The 15,279-nt window shown below is 43.4% G+C and carries 15 protein-coding genes; all 15 read left to right on the top strand.

The features are described from left to right. Positions 1-77 precede the first annotated feature (77 nt). Positions 78-1,361 carry an EF-P 5-aminopentanol modification-associated protein YfmF gene (yfmF, locus tag E4663_RS07050; RefSeq protein ID WP_135327089.1) on the top strand — a complete coding sequence of 428 codons (1,284 nt, stop codon included), beginning with the start codon at positions 78-80 and terminating at the stop codon, positions 1,359-1,361. Between the two features lie 2 nt (positions 1,362-1,363). After that, positions 1,364-2,653, top strand: a complete 1,290-nt coding sequence (gene yfmH / locus E4663_RS07045) for an EF-P 5-aminopentanol modification-associated protein YfmH (protein ID WP_193554838.1) — start codon at positions 1,364-1,366, stop codon at positions 2,651-2,653. Next, positions 2,646-3,365, top strand: a complete 720-nt coding sequence (ymfI, locus tag E4663_RS07040) for an elongation factor P 5-aminopentanone reductase (RefSeq protein ID WP_135327087.1) — start codon at positions 2,646-2,648, stop codon at positions 3,363-3,365. The genes yfmH and ymfI overlap by 8 nt, the downstream gene beginning before the upstream one ends. Positions 3,366-3,434: 69 nt before the next feature. Continuing rightward, the gene (locus E4663_RS07035; protein WP_079480127.1) at positions 3,435-3,695 is read left to right on the top strand and encodes a DUF3243 domain-containing protein; all 261 of its coding nucleotides are present in this window, start codon (positions 3,435-3,437) and stop codon (positions 3,693-3,695) included. A 178-nt stretch (positions 3,696-3,873) separates the two neighbouring features. Continuing rightward, positions 3,874-4,665, top strand: a complete 792-nt coding sequence (locus E4663_RS07030; protein ID WP_135327086.1) for a DUF3388 domain-containing protein — start codon at positions 3,874-3,876, stop codon at positions 4,663-4,665. 20 nt (positions 4,666-4,685) lie between these two features. Next, entirely contained in the window at positions 4,686-5,618 is a 933-nt protein-coding gene (locus tag E4663_RS07025) for a helix-turn-helix domain-containing protein (RefSeq protein ID WP_206663477.1), read from the top strand. Positions 5,619-5,713: 95 nt separating this feature from the next. Next, positions 5,714-6,292: a CDP-diacylglycerol--glycerol-3-phosphate 3-phosphatidyltransferase gene (gene pgsA / locus E4663_RS07020; RefSeq protein WP_079480124.1), complete on the top strand. Its 579-nt coding sequence runs from the start codon at positions 5,714-5,716 to the stop codon at positions 6,290-6,292. Then, entirely contained in the window at positions 6,289-7,527 is a 1,239-nt protein-coding gene (locus E4663_RS07015) for a competence/damage-inducible protein A (RefSeq protein ID WP_135327084.1), read from the top strand. The genes pgsA and E4663_RS07015 overlap by 4 nt, the downstream gene beginning before the upstream one ends. A gap of 165 nt (positions 7,528-7,692) precedes the next feature. After that, positions 7,693-8,733, top strand: a complete 1,041-nt coding sequence (recA, locus tag E4663_RS07010) for a recombinase RecA (RefSeq protein WP_079480122.1) — start codon at positions 7,693-7,695, stop codon at positions 8,731-8,733. A 112-nt stretch (positions 8,734-8,845) separates the two neighbouring features. Continuing rightward, positions 8,846-9,601: an archaetidylserine decarboxylase gene (asd, locus tag E4663_RS07005; protein ID WP_135327083.1), complete on the top strand. Its 756-nt coding sequence runs from the start codon at positions 8,846-8,848 to the stop codon at positions 9,599-9,601. A gap of 289 nt (positions 9,602-9,890) precedes the next feature. After that, complete coding sequence (gene rny / locus E4663_RS07000; protein WP_079480120.1) at positions 9,891-11,453, top strand: ribonuclease Y; 1,563 nt, start codon at positions 9,891-9,893, stop codon at positions 11,451-11,453. Between the two features lie 97 nt (positions 11,454-11,550). Further along, a complete protein-coding gene (locus E4663_RS06995; protein ID WP_135327082.1) occupies positions 11,551-12,348 on the top strand; it encodes a TIGR00282 family metallophosphoesterase in 798 nt (265 codons plus the stop codon). Positions 12,349-12,464: 116 nt separating this feature from the next. Beyond that, positions 12,465-12,725 (top strand): stage V sporulation protein S, encoded by a 261-nt coding sequence (locus E4663_RS06990; protein ID WP_008640081.1) that lies wholly within the window; start codon positions 12,465-12,467, stop codon positions 12,723-12,725. Positions 12,726-12,915: 190 nt separating this feature from the next. Then, a complete protein-coding gene (tdh, locus tag E4663_RS06985) occupies positions 12,916-13,956 on the top strand; it encodes an L-threonine 3-dehydrogenase (RefSeq protein ID WP_193554843.1) in 1,041 nt (346 codons plus the stop codon). An 18-nt stretch (positions 13,957-13,974) separates the two neighbouring features. Then, the gene (locus tag E4663_RS06980; protein ID WP_079480117.1) at positions 13,975-15,153 is read left to right on the top strand and encodes a glycine C-acetyltransferase; all 1,179 of its coding nucleotides are present in this window, start codon (positions 13,975-13,977) and stop codon (positions 15,151-15,153) included. Positions 15,154-15,279 lie beyond the last annotated feature (126 nt).

Here is a 15,279-nt window from a genome sequence, read left to right as displayed (position 1 = left end):
ACCTTAGCATAAGACGTACGGATGAAGTGCTCCAGTTACGTCCATACTATGAGAAAAGACGAAGAGGAGGAAGAGCTTTGAAAGTTTCAAAAGAGAAATTATCTACTAAACAAGGGTATCGTCTACATATTTTACCTAGCGATAAATACAAAACGATTACGATTGTCGCTAAATTCAAATCTCCATTAAAAAGAGAGGGGATTACGGAAAGGGCGTTGTTACCCCACGTTTTGCAGAAGGCGACGAATGAATATCCGAACGTACGCTCTTTGCAGTCGGCGTTCGAGAACCTTTACGGTACTGCTTTATCGAGTGATGGTTCCAAGAAAGGAGAGAATCATGTCATCAGCTTCCGCATGGAAGTGGTCAATGAAGCATATTTGAATGACCAAGAGCCGATTTTGGAAGAGGCTATGAAACTTTTCCATCAAGTATTATTTAATCCGAAGACAGAGGGAAATGGGTTCGACCCAGAAATTGTGAACCGGGAAAAGCAGACGCTTGAGCAAAAAATCACATCCATCAAAGATGATAAGATGAGCTATGCGAACGTTCGGTTGATGGACAACATGTGCGAGGGAGAGCCGTATTCCCTTCATGTTCATGGGTATCAAGAAGACCTCGCTTCTATTACTCCGGAAAAGCTATACCAATACTACCAGAACATGATCACAAACGATCTGTTGGATGTATATGTGATCGGGGATATTGACGAGTCTCAAATTGAAACGATGACGGATCAGTATTTCTCACGTTCTCAGAGTACGAACGTCGATAATGACCAGAAAGCGGAGTCTAAGGAAATTACAGACGTAAAAGAGATCGTCGAGCCGGAAGAAGTTAACCAAGGGAAACTTCACATCGGGTATCGTACGTACACTAAATTCGGTGATGATGATTATTATGCCCTACAGATCTTCAACGGGATCTTTGGCGGATTCCCGAGTTCGAAGTTATTCATGAATGTCCGCGAAAAACATAGCTTGGCATACTATGCTGCATCACGTTTTGAAAGTCATAAAGGCTTGCTGCTCGTATTCAGCGGAATTGATCCAAAAGATTATGACCAGGCGAAGTCTATTATTTTAGACCAGATGGAAGCAATGAAAAACGGGGACTTCACAGAGGAACAGGTGAACGAGACCAAAGAACAGGTAGTCAATCAGCTTCAAGAAACGATGGACAATGCGAACGGGTTGATTGAAGTGTTGTATCATCAAATGATCTCAGGTGCTGAAATGCCTGCTAGTCAGTTAATGGAGAATATCCGTAAGGTGACGAAAGAAGACGTCGTGCGCATGGCTAATAAGGTCAAACTTGATACGATCTACTTCTTAACGAGCCAAGAGGGAGGGGAATAATGGTGGAAGAATTAAAGTACCAACAGCTTAATGAAACCGTCTATAAAGAGACATTGGATAATGGATTGCAAGTGTTCCTGCTTTCCAAACCGGAAATGGCCAAAACATTTGGCATTTTCACAACCAATTATGGATCCATCGACCAAACGTTTACACCAATCGGCAAAGACGAGCAAGTGACGGTTCCTGAAGGTATTGCCCACTTCTTAGAGCACAAACTTTTCGAAAAAGAAGATCGGGATGTTTTTCAGGATTTCACGAAGCTCGGGGCCTCTGCGAATGCCTTTACTTCCTTTACGAAGACGGCTTACTTATTTTCTGCGACGAGCCATGTCGAGAAAAATGTTAAAACGTTGCTTGACTTCGTACAGGACCCTTATTTCTCAGAAGAGTCTGTCGAGAAAGAAAAAGGTATCATCGCACAAGAGATAAACATGTATGACGACCAGCCTGATTGGCGCTCATTCTTTGGGACGATCCAAAGCATGTACCATCAACATCCGGTGAAGGTGGATATCGCCGGAACGGTTGATTCCATTCAGAAAATCACGAAAGACGATTTATATACTTGCTATGAAACATTCTATCACCCGTCGAACATGACGTTGTTCGTAGCAGGAAATATAGAACCAGAAGCGATGATGACGTTAATCCGAGAAAACCAACAGTCTAAAGAGTTCCCGGACGCACCTGTCATCAACCGCTCTTATCCCGACGAACCTATTGAGGTTGCGGAGAAGAGCCAATCCATTAAGATGCCAGTTACGACAGCAAAAGCAATGGTCGGTGTGAAAGAAAATGTCAAGGATCTATCCGGTCAAGAGCTGCTTCGTGCAGAGTTGTTGTCTGAGATGATTTTAGACTTCTATTTCTCCCGTAGCGGTGCTTTTTATGAAGAACTGTATAAAAATGATCTGATTGATGACAGCTTCTCCTTCGAAACAGAACTTGACCGCCAGTTCGGTTTCACAATACTTGGTGGGGATACTCGTAAACCCGATGAAATGACAAAACGGGTCAAGGAAATGCTTCATGAACTGAAAGACACAAGCATATCCGAAGAAGATTTCACACGTATGAAACGGAAGAAAATCGGTCAGTTTATGCGGGCGATGAACTCGCTTGAATTTATCGCTAATCAGTTTACACACTACCACACACTAGGTGGTGACTTGTTTGATGTACTTCCTGTCATCGAGTCGTTGTCACCAAAAGATGCAGATGAGTATTTACAACATTGGATCAAAGAAGAAGCTATTTCCATATTCCAGGTGAAGCCTCAAGATGCGTAAACGCTGCCTGATAATAGGGGCAAGTGGGGCTATAGGCCTTGCAACGACAGTCAAGCTTGTGGAAGATGGCTGGGCTGTCGCTTGCCATTATCGCTCTAATGAACAGGTAATTTACAGGCTACGAGACCAAGTGCCAAGTGAACAGTGGCTTGGAGCATACCAAGGAGATCTGTCACACCCAGAAGGCATCCAAGCTTTTCTGGATGGCATGGATGAGGAGTGGGATGCGCTTGTTTTTTGTGGCGGACAAGCGTGGACTGGATTATTTCAAGATATGTCGGTCGCTGATATGGATCAACTTTACTATCTTCACGTACAGTCCACATGGCGAATCACCCAACAAGCATTGCCAGCAATGATTTCAAATAAGAAGGGGCATATTGTAGTCGTTTCATCTGTATTCGGTGAAGAGGGAGCGAGTACGGAAGTCGTCTATAGCTCGGTTAAAGGAGCTCAGCTTAGTTTTGTAAAAGGTCTCGCAAAGGAAGTGGCACCAAGTGGCATCAGGGTTAATGCGGTTACCCCTGGCTGGATACAGTCTGAGATGAATGCACACTTGAGTGACGAAGAAGCGCAGATGTTGGCAGAAGAGATCCCGGTTGGGCGGGCAGGACAGCCTGCTGAAGTGTCAGGTGCGATCCGTTTTCTAATGAGCGAAGAAGCGAGTTACATAACTGGTCAGACGATCAAAGTGAATGGTGGATGGACTTGATTTTTCATGAATAAAATCCTCCTGATCTTCTCATACTAAGAGCGATCAATAATAGAGGAGGTAACAGATATGTCTGTTCTCGATAACTGGGGTTCATGGAAAGATTTCTTAGGTGACCGCTTGCATCAAGCACAAGGTCAAGGTATGGAAGAGCGTACTGTTAACGAAATGGCTTATGAAATCGGTAATTATTTAGCAACGTCTGTCGATGCTAAAAACGAACAAGAAGCTGTCCTTCGTGACCTTTGGAATGTAGCGGATGACAAAGAGCAGAAAGCTATTGCTGGTATGATGGTCAAACTCGTTCAAAACGAAGGCAATCAACAGTAAGGGGAGGCCGTACAGAGTATACTCTGTGCGGTTTTTCTTTTAGTATGGATTCACAAGAAATATCGGAAATTCACAAGCTGATGCTTTCTTATTCCTCTAAAATCATTTATGATGATACATAGGTAGTTTTCCATCTTGTTAAACAAATTTCGACAATAACTTCCAGAGGAGTTGTGCTATGGAGAAGACAGAATGGTATTTAGAATATGAAATCCAATACAACCGCCCTGGACTTCTAGGAGATATCTCGTCCTTGCTTGGGATGATGGCGATCAATATTGTCACAATTAACGGTGTAGAGAATTCCCATCGTGGAATGCTTTTGTTATGTAAAGATGAAGAGCAAATCACCCGTTTGAAATCTATTCTCGATACAATGGATACAATAAAAGTGACGAAATTGCGAAGACCGAAACTAAGAGACCGTCTGGCTGTCAGGCATGGGCGTTATATACATAGTGATGTAGACGATCGGAAGACGTTTCGATTTAACCGGGAAGACTTGGGGTTACTGGTCGACTTTATGGCGGAACTGTTCATGAAAGAGGGGCATAAGCTTGTTGGCATTAGAGGTATGCCACGTGTTGGTAAGACAGAATCCGTTGTCGCAGCCAGTGTTTGTGCGAATAAACGGTGGCTGTTTGTTTCGAGTACTTTGCTTAAGCAGACAGTTCGAAATCAGCTGATTGATGATGAGTATAGTGAAGACAACTTATATATCATCGACGGAATTGTCTCCGCGAGAAGAGCAAGCGAGCAGCATTGGCAGCTCGTTCGTGAAATCATGCGCTTACCTGCTACGAAAGTGATAGAACATCCAGATATTTTCGTGCAGGAGACAGAGTATAAGATGGAGGATTTTGACTACATCATTGAGCTTAGAAATAACGAAGATGAAGAAATTACGTATGAAACGGTAGAGAAACCAAGCATGTCCATGAATGATGGTTTTTCTATGTTTGATTTTTAAAACGATGGATGGTGTTGTACATGGAGATGGATATCGGATCAAGGCTTAAAGAAGCCAGAGAGTCCAAAGGGTTGTCGCTCGAAGAAATCCAGGAGACGACCAAGATTCAAAAAAGATACTTGAATGCTATTGAGAACAATGATTTCAAGACGCTGCCCGGCAAGTTTTACACAAGGGCTTTCATTCGGGAATATGCTTCAGCAGTGGGGCTTAATCCCGAAGAAATCATGGAGGATCATAAGAGTGAGCTTCCTTCCTATGAAGATGAAGAAATCATCAAGTATAGTCGGACTCAAAGGGCTAGACAGCAGACGTCGAAACCGAAGAGTTCGAGCAAGGGGACAAGTCTGTTCCCTCGTATATTGACGGGTATTGTAATTATTGCCATTGCGATTGCGATCTATGTGTTCTTCGTAAACATGAATGATTCTTCTGGTGGGGAAAATGACCCAGCAAGTACTGATGGCACCGATGATGCAATCGAACTGCCGGCTGATTCTGATCAAGAGAGCTCTGAAGAAGAGGGTAGCGAAGAAGCACCGGCTGAAGAGGAGCCTGCAGAAGAATCTACAGATAAGCCCGCAGAAGAAACGAACGACGAAGAGGCTGAAGAGCCGGCTGAGTCTGAGGTGAAAATTGAATTGACACAAGAAGGCACTGGGACTTTCCCAGAGCACGTTTATACGGTTACAGGCGTCTCTGAGCGCACGGCAACAATCGAATTGACTGGCCAGGCCTACTTGGAAGCGACTTCTCCTAAAGGAGAGAATAATTTGACTCCTCCTAGCATGTATAGTGCAGAGGATTCTCCAATCAATCTTGACTTTTCCAATCAAGATCAGCTTTATTTGAAAACAGGAAGCGTACCGAATACGAAGATTCTCATTAATGGAGAACCTGTGCCGTTTCCGAATGACCACGATACTCAAAAGGTTTTATTGAATTTTGAGTGAATGAGAACAACTACGAGGCTGCCTAAGAACACCTAGACGAATTTCCTTCTTCGTTGTTCTGGGCAGCTTTTTACTACTTTCAGGAGAGTGAAAGAATGAACTTACCAAACAAGATTACGTTATCTAGAATTATGCTCATCCCTATTTTTATTTTACTTATGAGTGTTCCTTTTGAATGGGGCGCTTATGAAATGGGGGAAAGGGACTTACCTATCTCTCACCTTGTTGGAGCACTGATTTTTATCATTGCTTCAACAACAGACTGGATTGATGGACAAATTGCAAGGAAGTACAACTTAGTAACGAATTTAGGGAAATTCCTTGATCCTTTAGCTGACAAGTTATTAGTGAGTGCCGCACTCATATTACTAGTTGAGATCGGACTTGCGCCTGCATGGGTCGTCATCGTCATTATAAGTCGTGAATTTGCCGTTACAGGACTCCGACTTGTTGCAGCTGGTGAAGGGACTGTCCTTGCTGCAAGCCAAATGGGTAAATTGAAAACAACGCTACAAATTCTGGCGATCTCTCTTTTATTACTTCATAACTGGCCGTTTGCTTTCGTGTCATTCCCTGTTGGGACGATTGTATTATACGCTGCCTTGTTCATTACGATTTTGTCGGGGTATGATTACTTCAAGAAAAATTGGCACGTAATGAGAGATTCCAAATGAAGACAGAAATGATTGCTGTTGGAACAGAGTTGCTTCTTGGTCAAATTGTTAATACGAACGCCCAATGGATTTCGAAGCAGCTAGCCACCCTTGGCATGCCCATCTATCACCAGAGTGTTGTTGGTGATAACTATGATCGGGTGTTCCAAACCTTTGAAGCAGCCCACAATCGGTCGGATGTCATCATCGTCACAGGGGGACTTGGTCCGACGGAGGATGACATGACAAGAGACGCAGCCAAGCCTTTGATTGGACAAGATTTGGTCATACACCAGCCGTCTCTTTCCAATGTGGAGAATTATTACAAGAAAAACAAACGGACAATGACAGACAATAACCGCAAACAGGCACTAGTCTTTGAACAAGCGCAAGTTCTATTGAACAATGAAGGGATGGCACCAGGGCAGATCGTAGAAGTAGATGGTCGTATTTGGGTGTTCCTTCCAGGTGTACCTCAAGAAATGAAGATGCTTATGAATGAGCATGTCCTGCCATATTTCAAGGAAACGTTCCAATTAAAATCTGAGATTATGTCAGAAATGATGCGGTTTATCGGAATCGGTGAATCTTCACTTGAAGAGGAAGTCAGCGATTTAATCCGTTCCCAAACGAATCCGACCATCGCCCCTCTAGCAGGGGACGGAGAGGTAGGGCTACGTATCACGGCTACTGGAGAAACTGACAAAGATGCAAGTGATAAGATTGCCAAAATGAAAGAACAGATCCTTACAAGAGTCGGCAAGTACTATTATGGTAGTGACGACACAACAATCGAAGAGACTGTCCGCGATCTTTTGAAAGAGAAGAACATGACGGTCGGTTCTGCTGAAAGTTTAACTGGGGGTCTATTCGCCGAACGGATGATCTCCCTTCCGGGAGCATCTTCCGTATGTCAGGGGAGCTTGGTAGCTTACACGCCCTTTACTAAGGAAATGATTATTGAGGTGCCTAAGTTCATCATCAAAGAGTTCGGGACAATCAGCTACGAGTGCGCGGAAGTCATGGCGTTGAATGCTCAAAGTCTGCTCTATGCCGATGTAGCAATCAGTTTCACAGGCGTAGCTGGCCCTGAGGCTAGTGAGGGCAAAGAGCCTGGAACAGTGTTTATAGGCTTACAGATCGGGGAGCGGAAACCTGTAGTTCACGAATGCCACTTTGATGGAGGTCGTGACAAGATAAGAATGCGCGCCGTGAAGAAAGGGTACGAATTAATTTACCATAACTTAAAAAAGTAAAATGACACACTCAGCACATGCGAAACTTCCTTTTTTCTATAGAGGAAAATTGGTGTTTCGCATGTGTTTCCTTATTAAAAAAGGGAACATTTATTCGCTTTTTTTGTTGTGTATCGTGTTAAAACAAGTTATGATAAGAGTAGAAAATTTGAAAGGCGGTATAAAATGAGTGATCGTAAACAAGCTTTAGATATGGCATTGCGCCAAATAGAAAAACAATTCGGTAAAGGCTCTATCATGAAATTAGGTGAGAATGCCGAACAAAGAATAAATACAGTTCCAAGTGGATCGCTTGCGTTAGATGTTGCGCTCGGAGTAGGTGGTTATCCACGTGGAAGAATCGTAGAAATCTACGGACCGGAATCTTCTGGTAAGACAACGGTTGCTCTCCATGCGATTGCAGAAGCTCAACGCCAAGGTGGACAGGCAGCTTTCATCGATGCTGAGCATGCCCTTGACCCAGTTTATGCCCGCGCATTAGGTGTTAATATTGATGAACTATTACTCTCTCAACCTGACACTGGAGAGCAGGCTCTAGAGATCGCGGAAGCACTAGTTCGTAGTGGAGCAGTAGATATGATCGTTGTGGACTCGGTTGCGGCACTAGTTCCAAAAGCTGAAATTGAAGGGGAAATGGGAGACGCTCACGTAGGACTCCAAGCTCGTCTTATGTCTCAGGCGCTTCGTAAGCTTTCTGGTGCAATCAACAAGTCGAAGACAACGGCGATTTTCATTAACCAAATCCGTGAAAAAGTCGGCGTTATGTTCGGTAACCCGGAAACGACTCCAGGAGGACGTGCGTTGAAGTTCTATTCTTCTGTACGATTAGAAGTACGTCGTGCTGAAACATTGAAGCAGGGGAACGAAATGGTCGGAAACAAAACACGTTTGAAAGTCGTCAAAAACAAAGTAGCCCCACCATTTAGACAGGCAGAAGTGGATATCATGTACGGGGAAGGTATTTCCGCAGAAGGTGAACTTCTCGATATCGGTACAGACCTAGACATTATCCAGAAGAGTGGATCTTGGTATTCTTATAACGATGACCGTCTTGGTCAAGGACGCGAGAATGCGAAACAGTTCCTGAAAGAGAATCAAGAAGTTTATACGGAAGTGAAACGCCTCATTCGCGAACATTATGATATGGATACAGGTGCTGAGAAAGATGAAGTTAAGGAAGATAGTCAAGAATCTCTTGATGTATAATAAGTAGAAAGCAGTACCTCTATCAGGTGCTGCTTTTCTTTTAAACTTCTTTAAAACGAACAGGTTGTGTAGTGGGAAAGGAGAAGAGTATGTGAGGCATATCTATAGAATTGTGATCTGGGTGTTGAATTCACCCTCAGTCTCCTTAGTACTCATGAGTTTAGCGAAGTCTCGTATCAGCAAGTACATGATCCCTTTTTATAGAAGATGGTTCAGAGCAAATGACGTGGATAGTAAACATGGAGCAGAAGCGTTCGAGTCTTTACATGAATACTTCATTAGGGAATGGAAAGAGGAGGCACGCCCTGTTGATGCCACACCTCATGCTGTTATAAGCCCTGTAGACGGATTAGTAAAGCAAATGGGAGACATAAACCATGATAAGATTCATGTCAAAGGCATATCTTATTCTCTTCAAACCCTACTCAACGACGAAGATATGGAGCAGCGTTACCTTAATGGCAAGTTTATAGTTTTGTATCTTAGCCCCGGTGACTACCATCGTATCTATTCTCCCGTAACTGCAAAAATACTTTCACAATACGGAATTGGCGGTAGATCCTTTCCAGTGAACAAGTGGGGGTTGAAATACGGCCGTTCCCCTATAACTTCTAATTTCCGAATTGTGACGGAACTCTTAGATGACACAGGGGGCAATATTGGCTTCGTAAAGGTTGGGGCAATGTGGGTAAATACGATAGAGATCACGCATGAGGGCATGCATTTAAATAAAGGGGAGGAAGTGGGGTATTTTTCCTTCGGCTCAGCTGTCGTACTCTTGTTTCCCCTAGGTGACACAGTATTCCCGGATACTATTGTAGAGAATAGATGGATTAGATCGGGAGAAAAGCTTGCTTTAAAAAGGTAAAATAAAAAAAACTAAACATTATAAAATTCGCTTCTAATGTTTAGAATCATCCTTGTTATTCCTATAATGGAAGTGGTTAGAAAAGGTGAAAAACTGACAGATAGTTTGAAATATTACAATTAAAGAGTCGGAAGGTACGAGGATTCCTTGACATTAGTGAATGGCAGGCATAAAATGAATGTGTATCATTTTCATCTTTATACCCTTATATTAACGAAATGAAACTGAAAATGAATCGTTTGTAATTACCGACAAACGGACCAAGTTCATAGCAAGAGGAGGTGAAATTATGGATATGATATCCTCGCTCATCTTCATTTTGCTTGCCTTAATCGTCGGTTCTGTTGTTGGTTATCTTATTCGGAAGAAGATTGCGGAAGCGAAAATTTCCAGTGCTGAAGAATTAGCGAAACAGATTGTCGAAGAAGGCCGTCGTAACGCTGAATCAGCTAAGAAGGAAGCTCTTCTAGAAGCCAAAGAAGAGAACCAGAAATTCCGTCAAGAAGCGGAAGCGGAAATTCGCGAACGCCGCTTAGAATTACAAAAAACAGAAAACCGTCTGACACAGAAAGAAGAGAATCTTGATCGTAAGAGTGGAACATTAGATCAACGTGATCTTTCACTCGAAAAGAAAGAGGAAACTCTTGCCGAGAGACAACAACAAATTGAAGAAGCGGAAAGCAAAGTGCAAGCTATGCTTCAAGAACAGCAAACAGAACTTGAAAGAATTTCAGGTTTGACATCAGATCAGGCGAAACAAATCATTTTGGAACGTGTGGAACAAGAGGTATCGCATGAATCAGCTCTCATGGTGAAAGAAGCAGAGAACCGTGCGAAAGAAGAGGCGGACAAGAAAGCCAAGAGCATTCTTTCCCTTGCCTTACAACGGTGCGCAGCGGACCATGTAGCTGAGACGACCGTATCGGTAGTAAACCTACCGAATGACGAAATGAAAGGCCGAATCATTGGACGTGAAGGTCGAAATATCCGTACATTGGAAACACTTACGGGAATTGACTTGATCATCGATGACACGCCAGAGGCGGTCATTCTTTCTGGATTTGACCCGATTCGTCGTGAAACGGCGCGAATGGCTCTTGAGAAACTGGTTCAGGATGGACGTATTCACCCTGCTAGAATCGAAGAAATGGTAGACAAGTCTCGCCGGGAAGTGGATGATTATATACGTGAAGTTGGAGAAGAGACGACGTTTGAAGTGGGAGTGCATGGACTTCACCCAGACCTTGTGAAGATTCTGGGACGCTTGAAGTACCGTACAAGTTACGGCCAAAACGTACTTAAACACTCTACAGAGGTCGCTTACTTATCTGGATTACTTGCTGCAGAACTCGGGGAAGATGAGACGCTTGCTCGTCGTGCAGGATTACTACACGACATCGGTAAAGCCATTGACCACGAAGTGGAAGGCAGCCACGTAGAAATCGGAAAAGAACTCGCGACTAAGTATAAGGAAAATGACACGGTGATCAACGCGATTGCCTCTCACCACGGTGATGAAGAGGCGACATCGATCATTTCTGTACTGGTAGCGGCTGCAGATGCTCTTTCTGCTGCTCGTCCGGGTGCTCGTAGTGAGACACTTGAGAACTACATCAAGCGACTTGAGAAACTAGAAGAGATTTCTGAATCGTATGATGGAGTTGAAAAATCCTTTGCCATCCAGGCAGGACGTGAAGTACGTATCATGGTTCGCCCTGATGAGATTGATGATCTTGAAGCAACAAGATTAGCCCGGGACATCCGTAATAGGATCGAGGGTGAGCTAGATTATCCAGGTCATATTAAAGTTACCGTCATTCGTGAAACACGCTCTGTGGAGTATGCGAAATAATACAGTGAAGCGGCCTTTTGTCAGGTCGCTTCATTTGTTTTGTTAAGAGAATTTTTATGAAGTATTCAATACTGTACAAATAAGAAAGGATGGAACTATGAGAATTTTATTTATAGGAGATGTTGTGGGATCCCCAGGGCGTCAAATGATTGATGAATATGTACCGAAATTGAAGCAGAAATACCAACCTGCTGTCACGATTGTCAATGGTGAGAATGCTGCATCAGGGAAGGGGATAAATGAAAAAATTTATCGTCGCTTCCTAGAAAGAGGAGCACAAGCTGTCACACTTGGGAACCACGCTTGGGATAAAAAAGAGATATTTGATTTCATTGATGATGCAGAATACTTAGTAAGACCCGCGAACTTTCCGGAAGGTACACCAGGGAAAGGGATGACGTTCGTGAAAACACCGAAAGGAGAAGTGGCCGTTATCAATCTTCAGGGAAGAACATTTCTTTCCCCAAATGACGACCCTTTCCGTAAAGTGGACGAACTTATTGAAGAGGCGAAGAAACGAACATCTATCATCTTCCTTGATTTTCATGCGGAAGCTACTAGTGAGAAACAAGCGATGGGGTGGTATGTAGACGGACGTGTGAGTGTAAATGTCGGAACGCACACTCATATTCAAACTGCTGATGAGCGAATCCTTCCAGGAGGAACAGCCTATATCTCCGATGTAGGGATGACAGGTCCTTATGATGGAATTCTCGGCATGGACCGGGAGGCAGTCTTAAAACGTTTCCTAACGAACCTCCCTGTACGTTTTGAAGTTCCAAAATCGGGAAGAACACAGTTAAGCGGTTTCTTGGTGGATGTAGATGACCAGAGCGGTAAAGCGAAAACCGTGAAGCGCATACAAATTAACGATGATCATCCGTTCTTTGAATGATTATTTGAATTTTGTGAAAAATTACCTCATAATGGATATTAGGTAAGGAATAATCTGCATCTCCAAGGAATATAGTAGTGATGGAACAACCTTAGTGATTGAAGGAGGAGCTAGTAATGGAAGTATTAAAAGTATCAGCAAAATCCGTACCTAATTCAGTAGCAGGCGCGCTGGCAAACGTTGTGAGAGAACGTGGAACCGCTGAGATTCAAGCCATCGGCGCAGGTGCACTCAACCAAGCAGTGAAAGCTGTGGCAATAGCAAGAGGATTTGTAGCACCAAGCGGCATGGATTTAATATGTATTCCAGCTTTTACGGATATTATGATTGATGAGGAAGAGCGGACAGCGATCAAGCTCATTGTAGAACCTCGTTAAACCGAATGTCCAACCTACCTTCAAAAAGTAGAGTCGTACTCATTTGATGAGTACGGCTTTTTTTGTGAGCAATTACATGTTCAATTGTATTTTTACAGTGGACAGATAGATTTGATAATTTATATATTCATGTTAGAATGGTGATTAAAAGGGGATGAACCCTTCATTTGATAGAGTGGGAGTGTTCACTGTGAATGGAACTATGAAAGCACTAGTAAAACACCAACGCGGACCTGGAGCAGAACTTCAAGAGGTTGAGATTCCGGGCATACGTGATGATGAAGTATTGATTAAAGTGAAAGCCACATCCATTTGTGGTACAGATGTTCATATTTATAATTGGGATGAGTGGTCTGAAAGCCGCGTAAATCCTCCGTACGTATTCGGTCATGAATTTGCTGGCGAGATTGTAGAAGTCGGTGAAAAGGTTCATACTTATCAAGTAGGCGATTATGTAAGCGCTGAAACACATATTATCTGTGGACATTGCCCGCAGTGTCTAACAGGGAAATTCCATATTTGCGAAAATACTCAAATCATAGGAGTCGACACACAAGGTTGTTTTGCAGAGTATGTAGCGTTACCAGCAAGCAATCTGTGGAGAAATCCTGATGATATGCCGACAGACATCGCTTCTATTCAAGAGCCAATGGGAAATGCTGTCCACACAGTATTAAATGGAGATGTAGCGGGTAAGTCCGTTGCCATTATCGGATGTGGACCTATAGGATTAATGGCTGTAGGAGTAGCGAAGGCAGCGGGGGCTTCTCAAGTTCTAGCATTCGACTTGAATGATTACCGTCTTGATCTTGCTAAACAGATGGGTGCCACAAAAACCGTGAACTCCGGGCAGGACGATCCTGTAGAAGTAGCGAAATCATTAACAGATGGTCATGGCGTGGATGTAGTCTGCGAAATGAGCGGTCACCCTGTAGCGATGGATCAAGGTTTTAAAATGATCACGAATGGAGGACGCGTTTCTATCTTAAGTCTACCAACTAAGCGTGTCAGCCTTGATGTTACGAACGACATCGTTTTTAAAGGAGTAGAAGTGCAAGGAATTACCGGAAGAAAGATGTATGAAACGTGGCAGCAGGTTTCCCGTCTTCTTCAGTCTAAACAAGTTGACGTCAAGCCGATGATTACCCACCATTTGAAACTAGAAGAATTCCAAGAAGGATTCGAGCTAATGAATGAAGGCAAGTGCGGCAAAGTCGTCTTGCACCCATAAAATGAGGAGGAATGATTCATGAAAGGTTTTGAATACTTACAAAAAGAATTAGATGAGATGAAAGACCAGGGTACATTCAGAGAATTAATCCCACTAGAGTCTGCACAAGGTTCAAGAGTTACAATCAAAGGGAAAGAAGTCATCCAATTATCTTCCAATAACTATCTCGGATTGACATCTCACCCAAGAATGGTGAAAGCCGCGGATGAGGCGAATGAAAAGTATGGTGTCGGCACAGGGTCTGTCCGTACGATTGCAGGTACCCTGCAAATGCACGAAGACTTTGAAGAAAAGCTTGCAAAGTTCAAGCACACAGAAGCAGCGCTTGTCTTCCAGTCAGGATTCACAACAAACCAAGGTGTCCTTTCCTCTATTCTTGGAAAAGACGATGTAGTCATTTCTGACGAATTGAACCATGCTTCCATTATCGATGGTATCCGCTTGACCAAGGCTGGACGTAAAATTTATAAGCACGTGGACATGGAATCCTTAGAAGAAGCGTTGAAAGAAAGTACAGATTTCCGTACGCGTTTGATTGTCACAGATGGTGTCTTCTCTATGGATGGAAACATCGCGCCACTTCCTGAGATTGTGGAACTTGCTGAGAAGTATGACGCACTCGTCATGGTGGATGACGCACATGCAAGCGGTGTTCTTGGTGACAATGGTCGAGGTACTGTCAACCACTTCAATTTGGACGGACGTGTACACATTCAAGTAGGTACACTAAGTAAAGCGATAGGTGTACTGGGTGGGTACGTCGCAAGTACTCAGACACTCAAAGATTACTTGATCCACAAAGGACGTCCGTTCCTATTCAGTACTTCCCATCCACCTGCTGTAACAGCAGCGAATGATGCAGCGATTGATGTCCTTCTTGAAGAGCCTGAGCTAATTGAGAAGCTTTGGGACAACACGAAATTCTTCAAAAAAGGATTACAAGAGCTTGGTTTTGATATTGGTATCAGTGAAACACCTGTCACTCCGGTAATGGTCGGAGACGAGGCTGCCACACACAAACTTTCGGATGAACTTTTTGAAGAAGGAGTATTTGCTCAAGGCATCGTATTCCCGACAGTCCAAAGAGGAATGGGACGAGTCCGTACGATTGTAACGGCGGAACATTCAAAAGAGGAATTACAAGAAGCACTTGATGCGTTCGAAAAAGCTGGCAAGAAGCTCGGAATCATCCAATAAACAACAACAAGGGTAGGGGCTTTAGCCCTTACTCTTTTTTGTTTCTTTCATTCTGTTTATGGCAATAATGGTGGGTAGGTTGAAATTTAGATGAAATCTATAGAATGACTTAAAATTCACAAAAAA

It is taken from the genome of Halobacillus salinus (assembly GCF_004684905.1).
Classification (GTDB): domain Bacteria; phylum Bacillota; class Bacilli; order Bacillales; family Halobacillaceae; genus Halobacillus; species Halobacillus salinus.
This window is presented reverse-complemented; position numbering and strand designations above follow the sequence as displayed.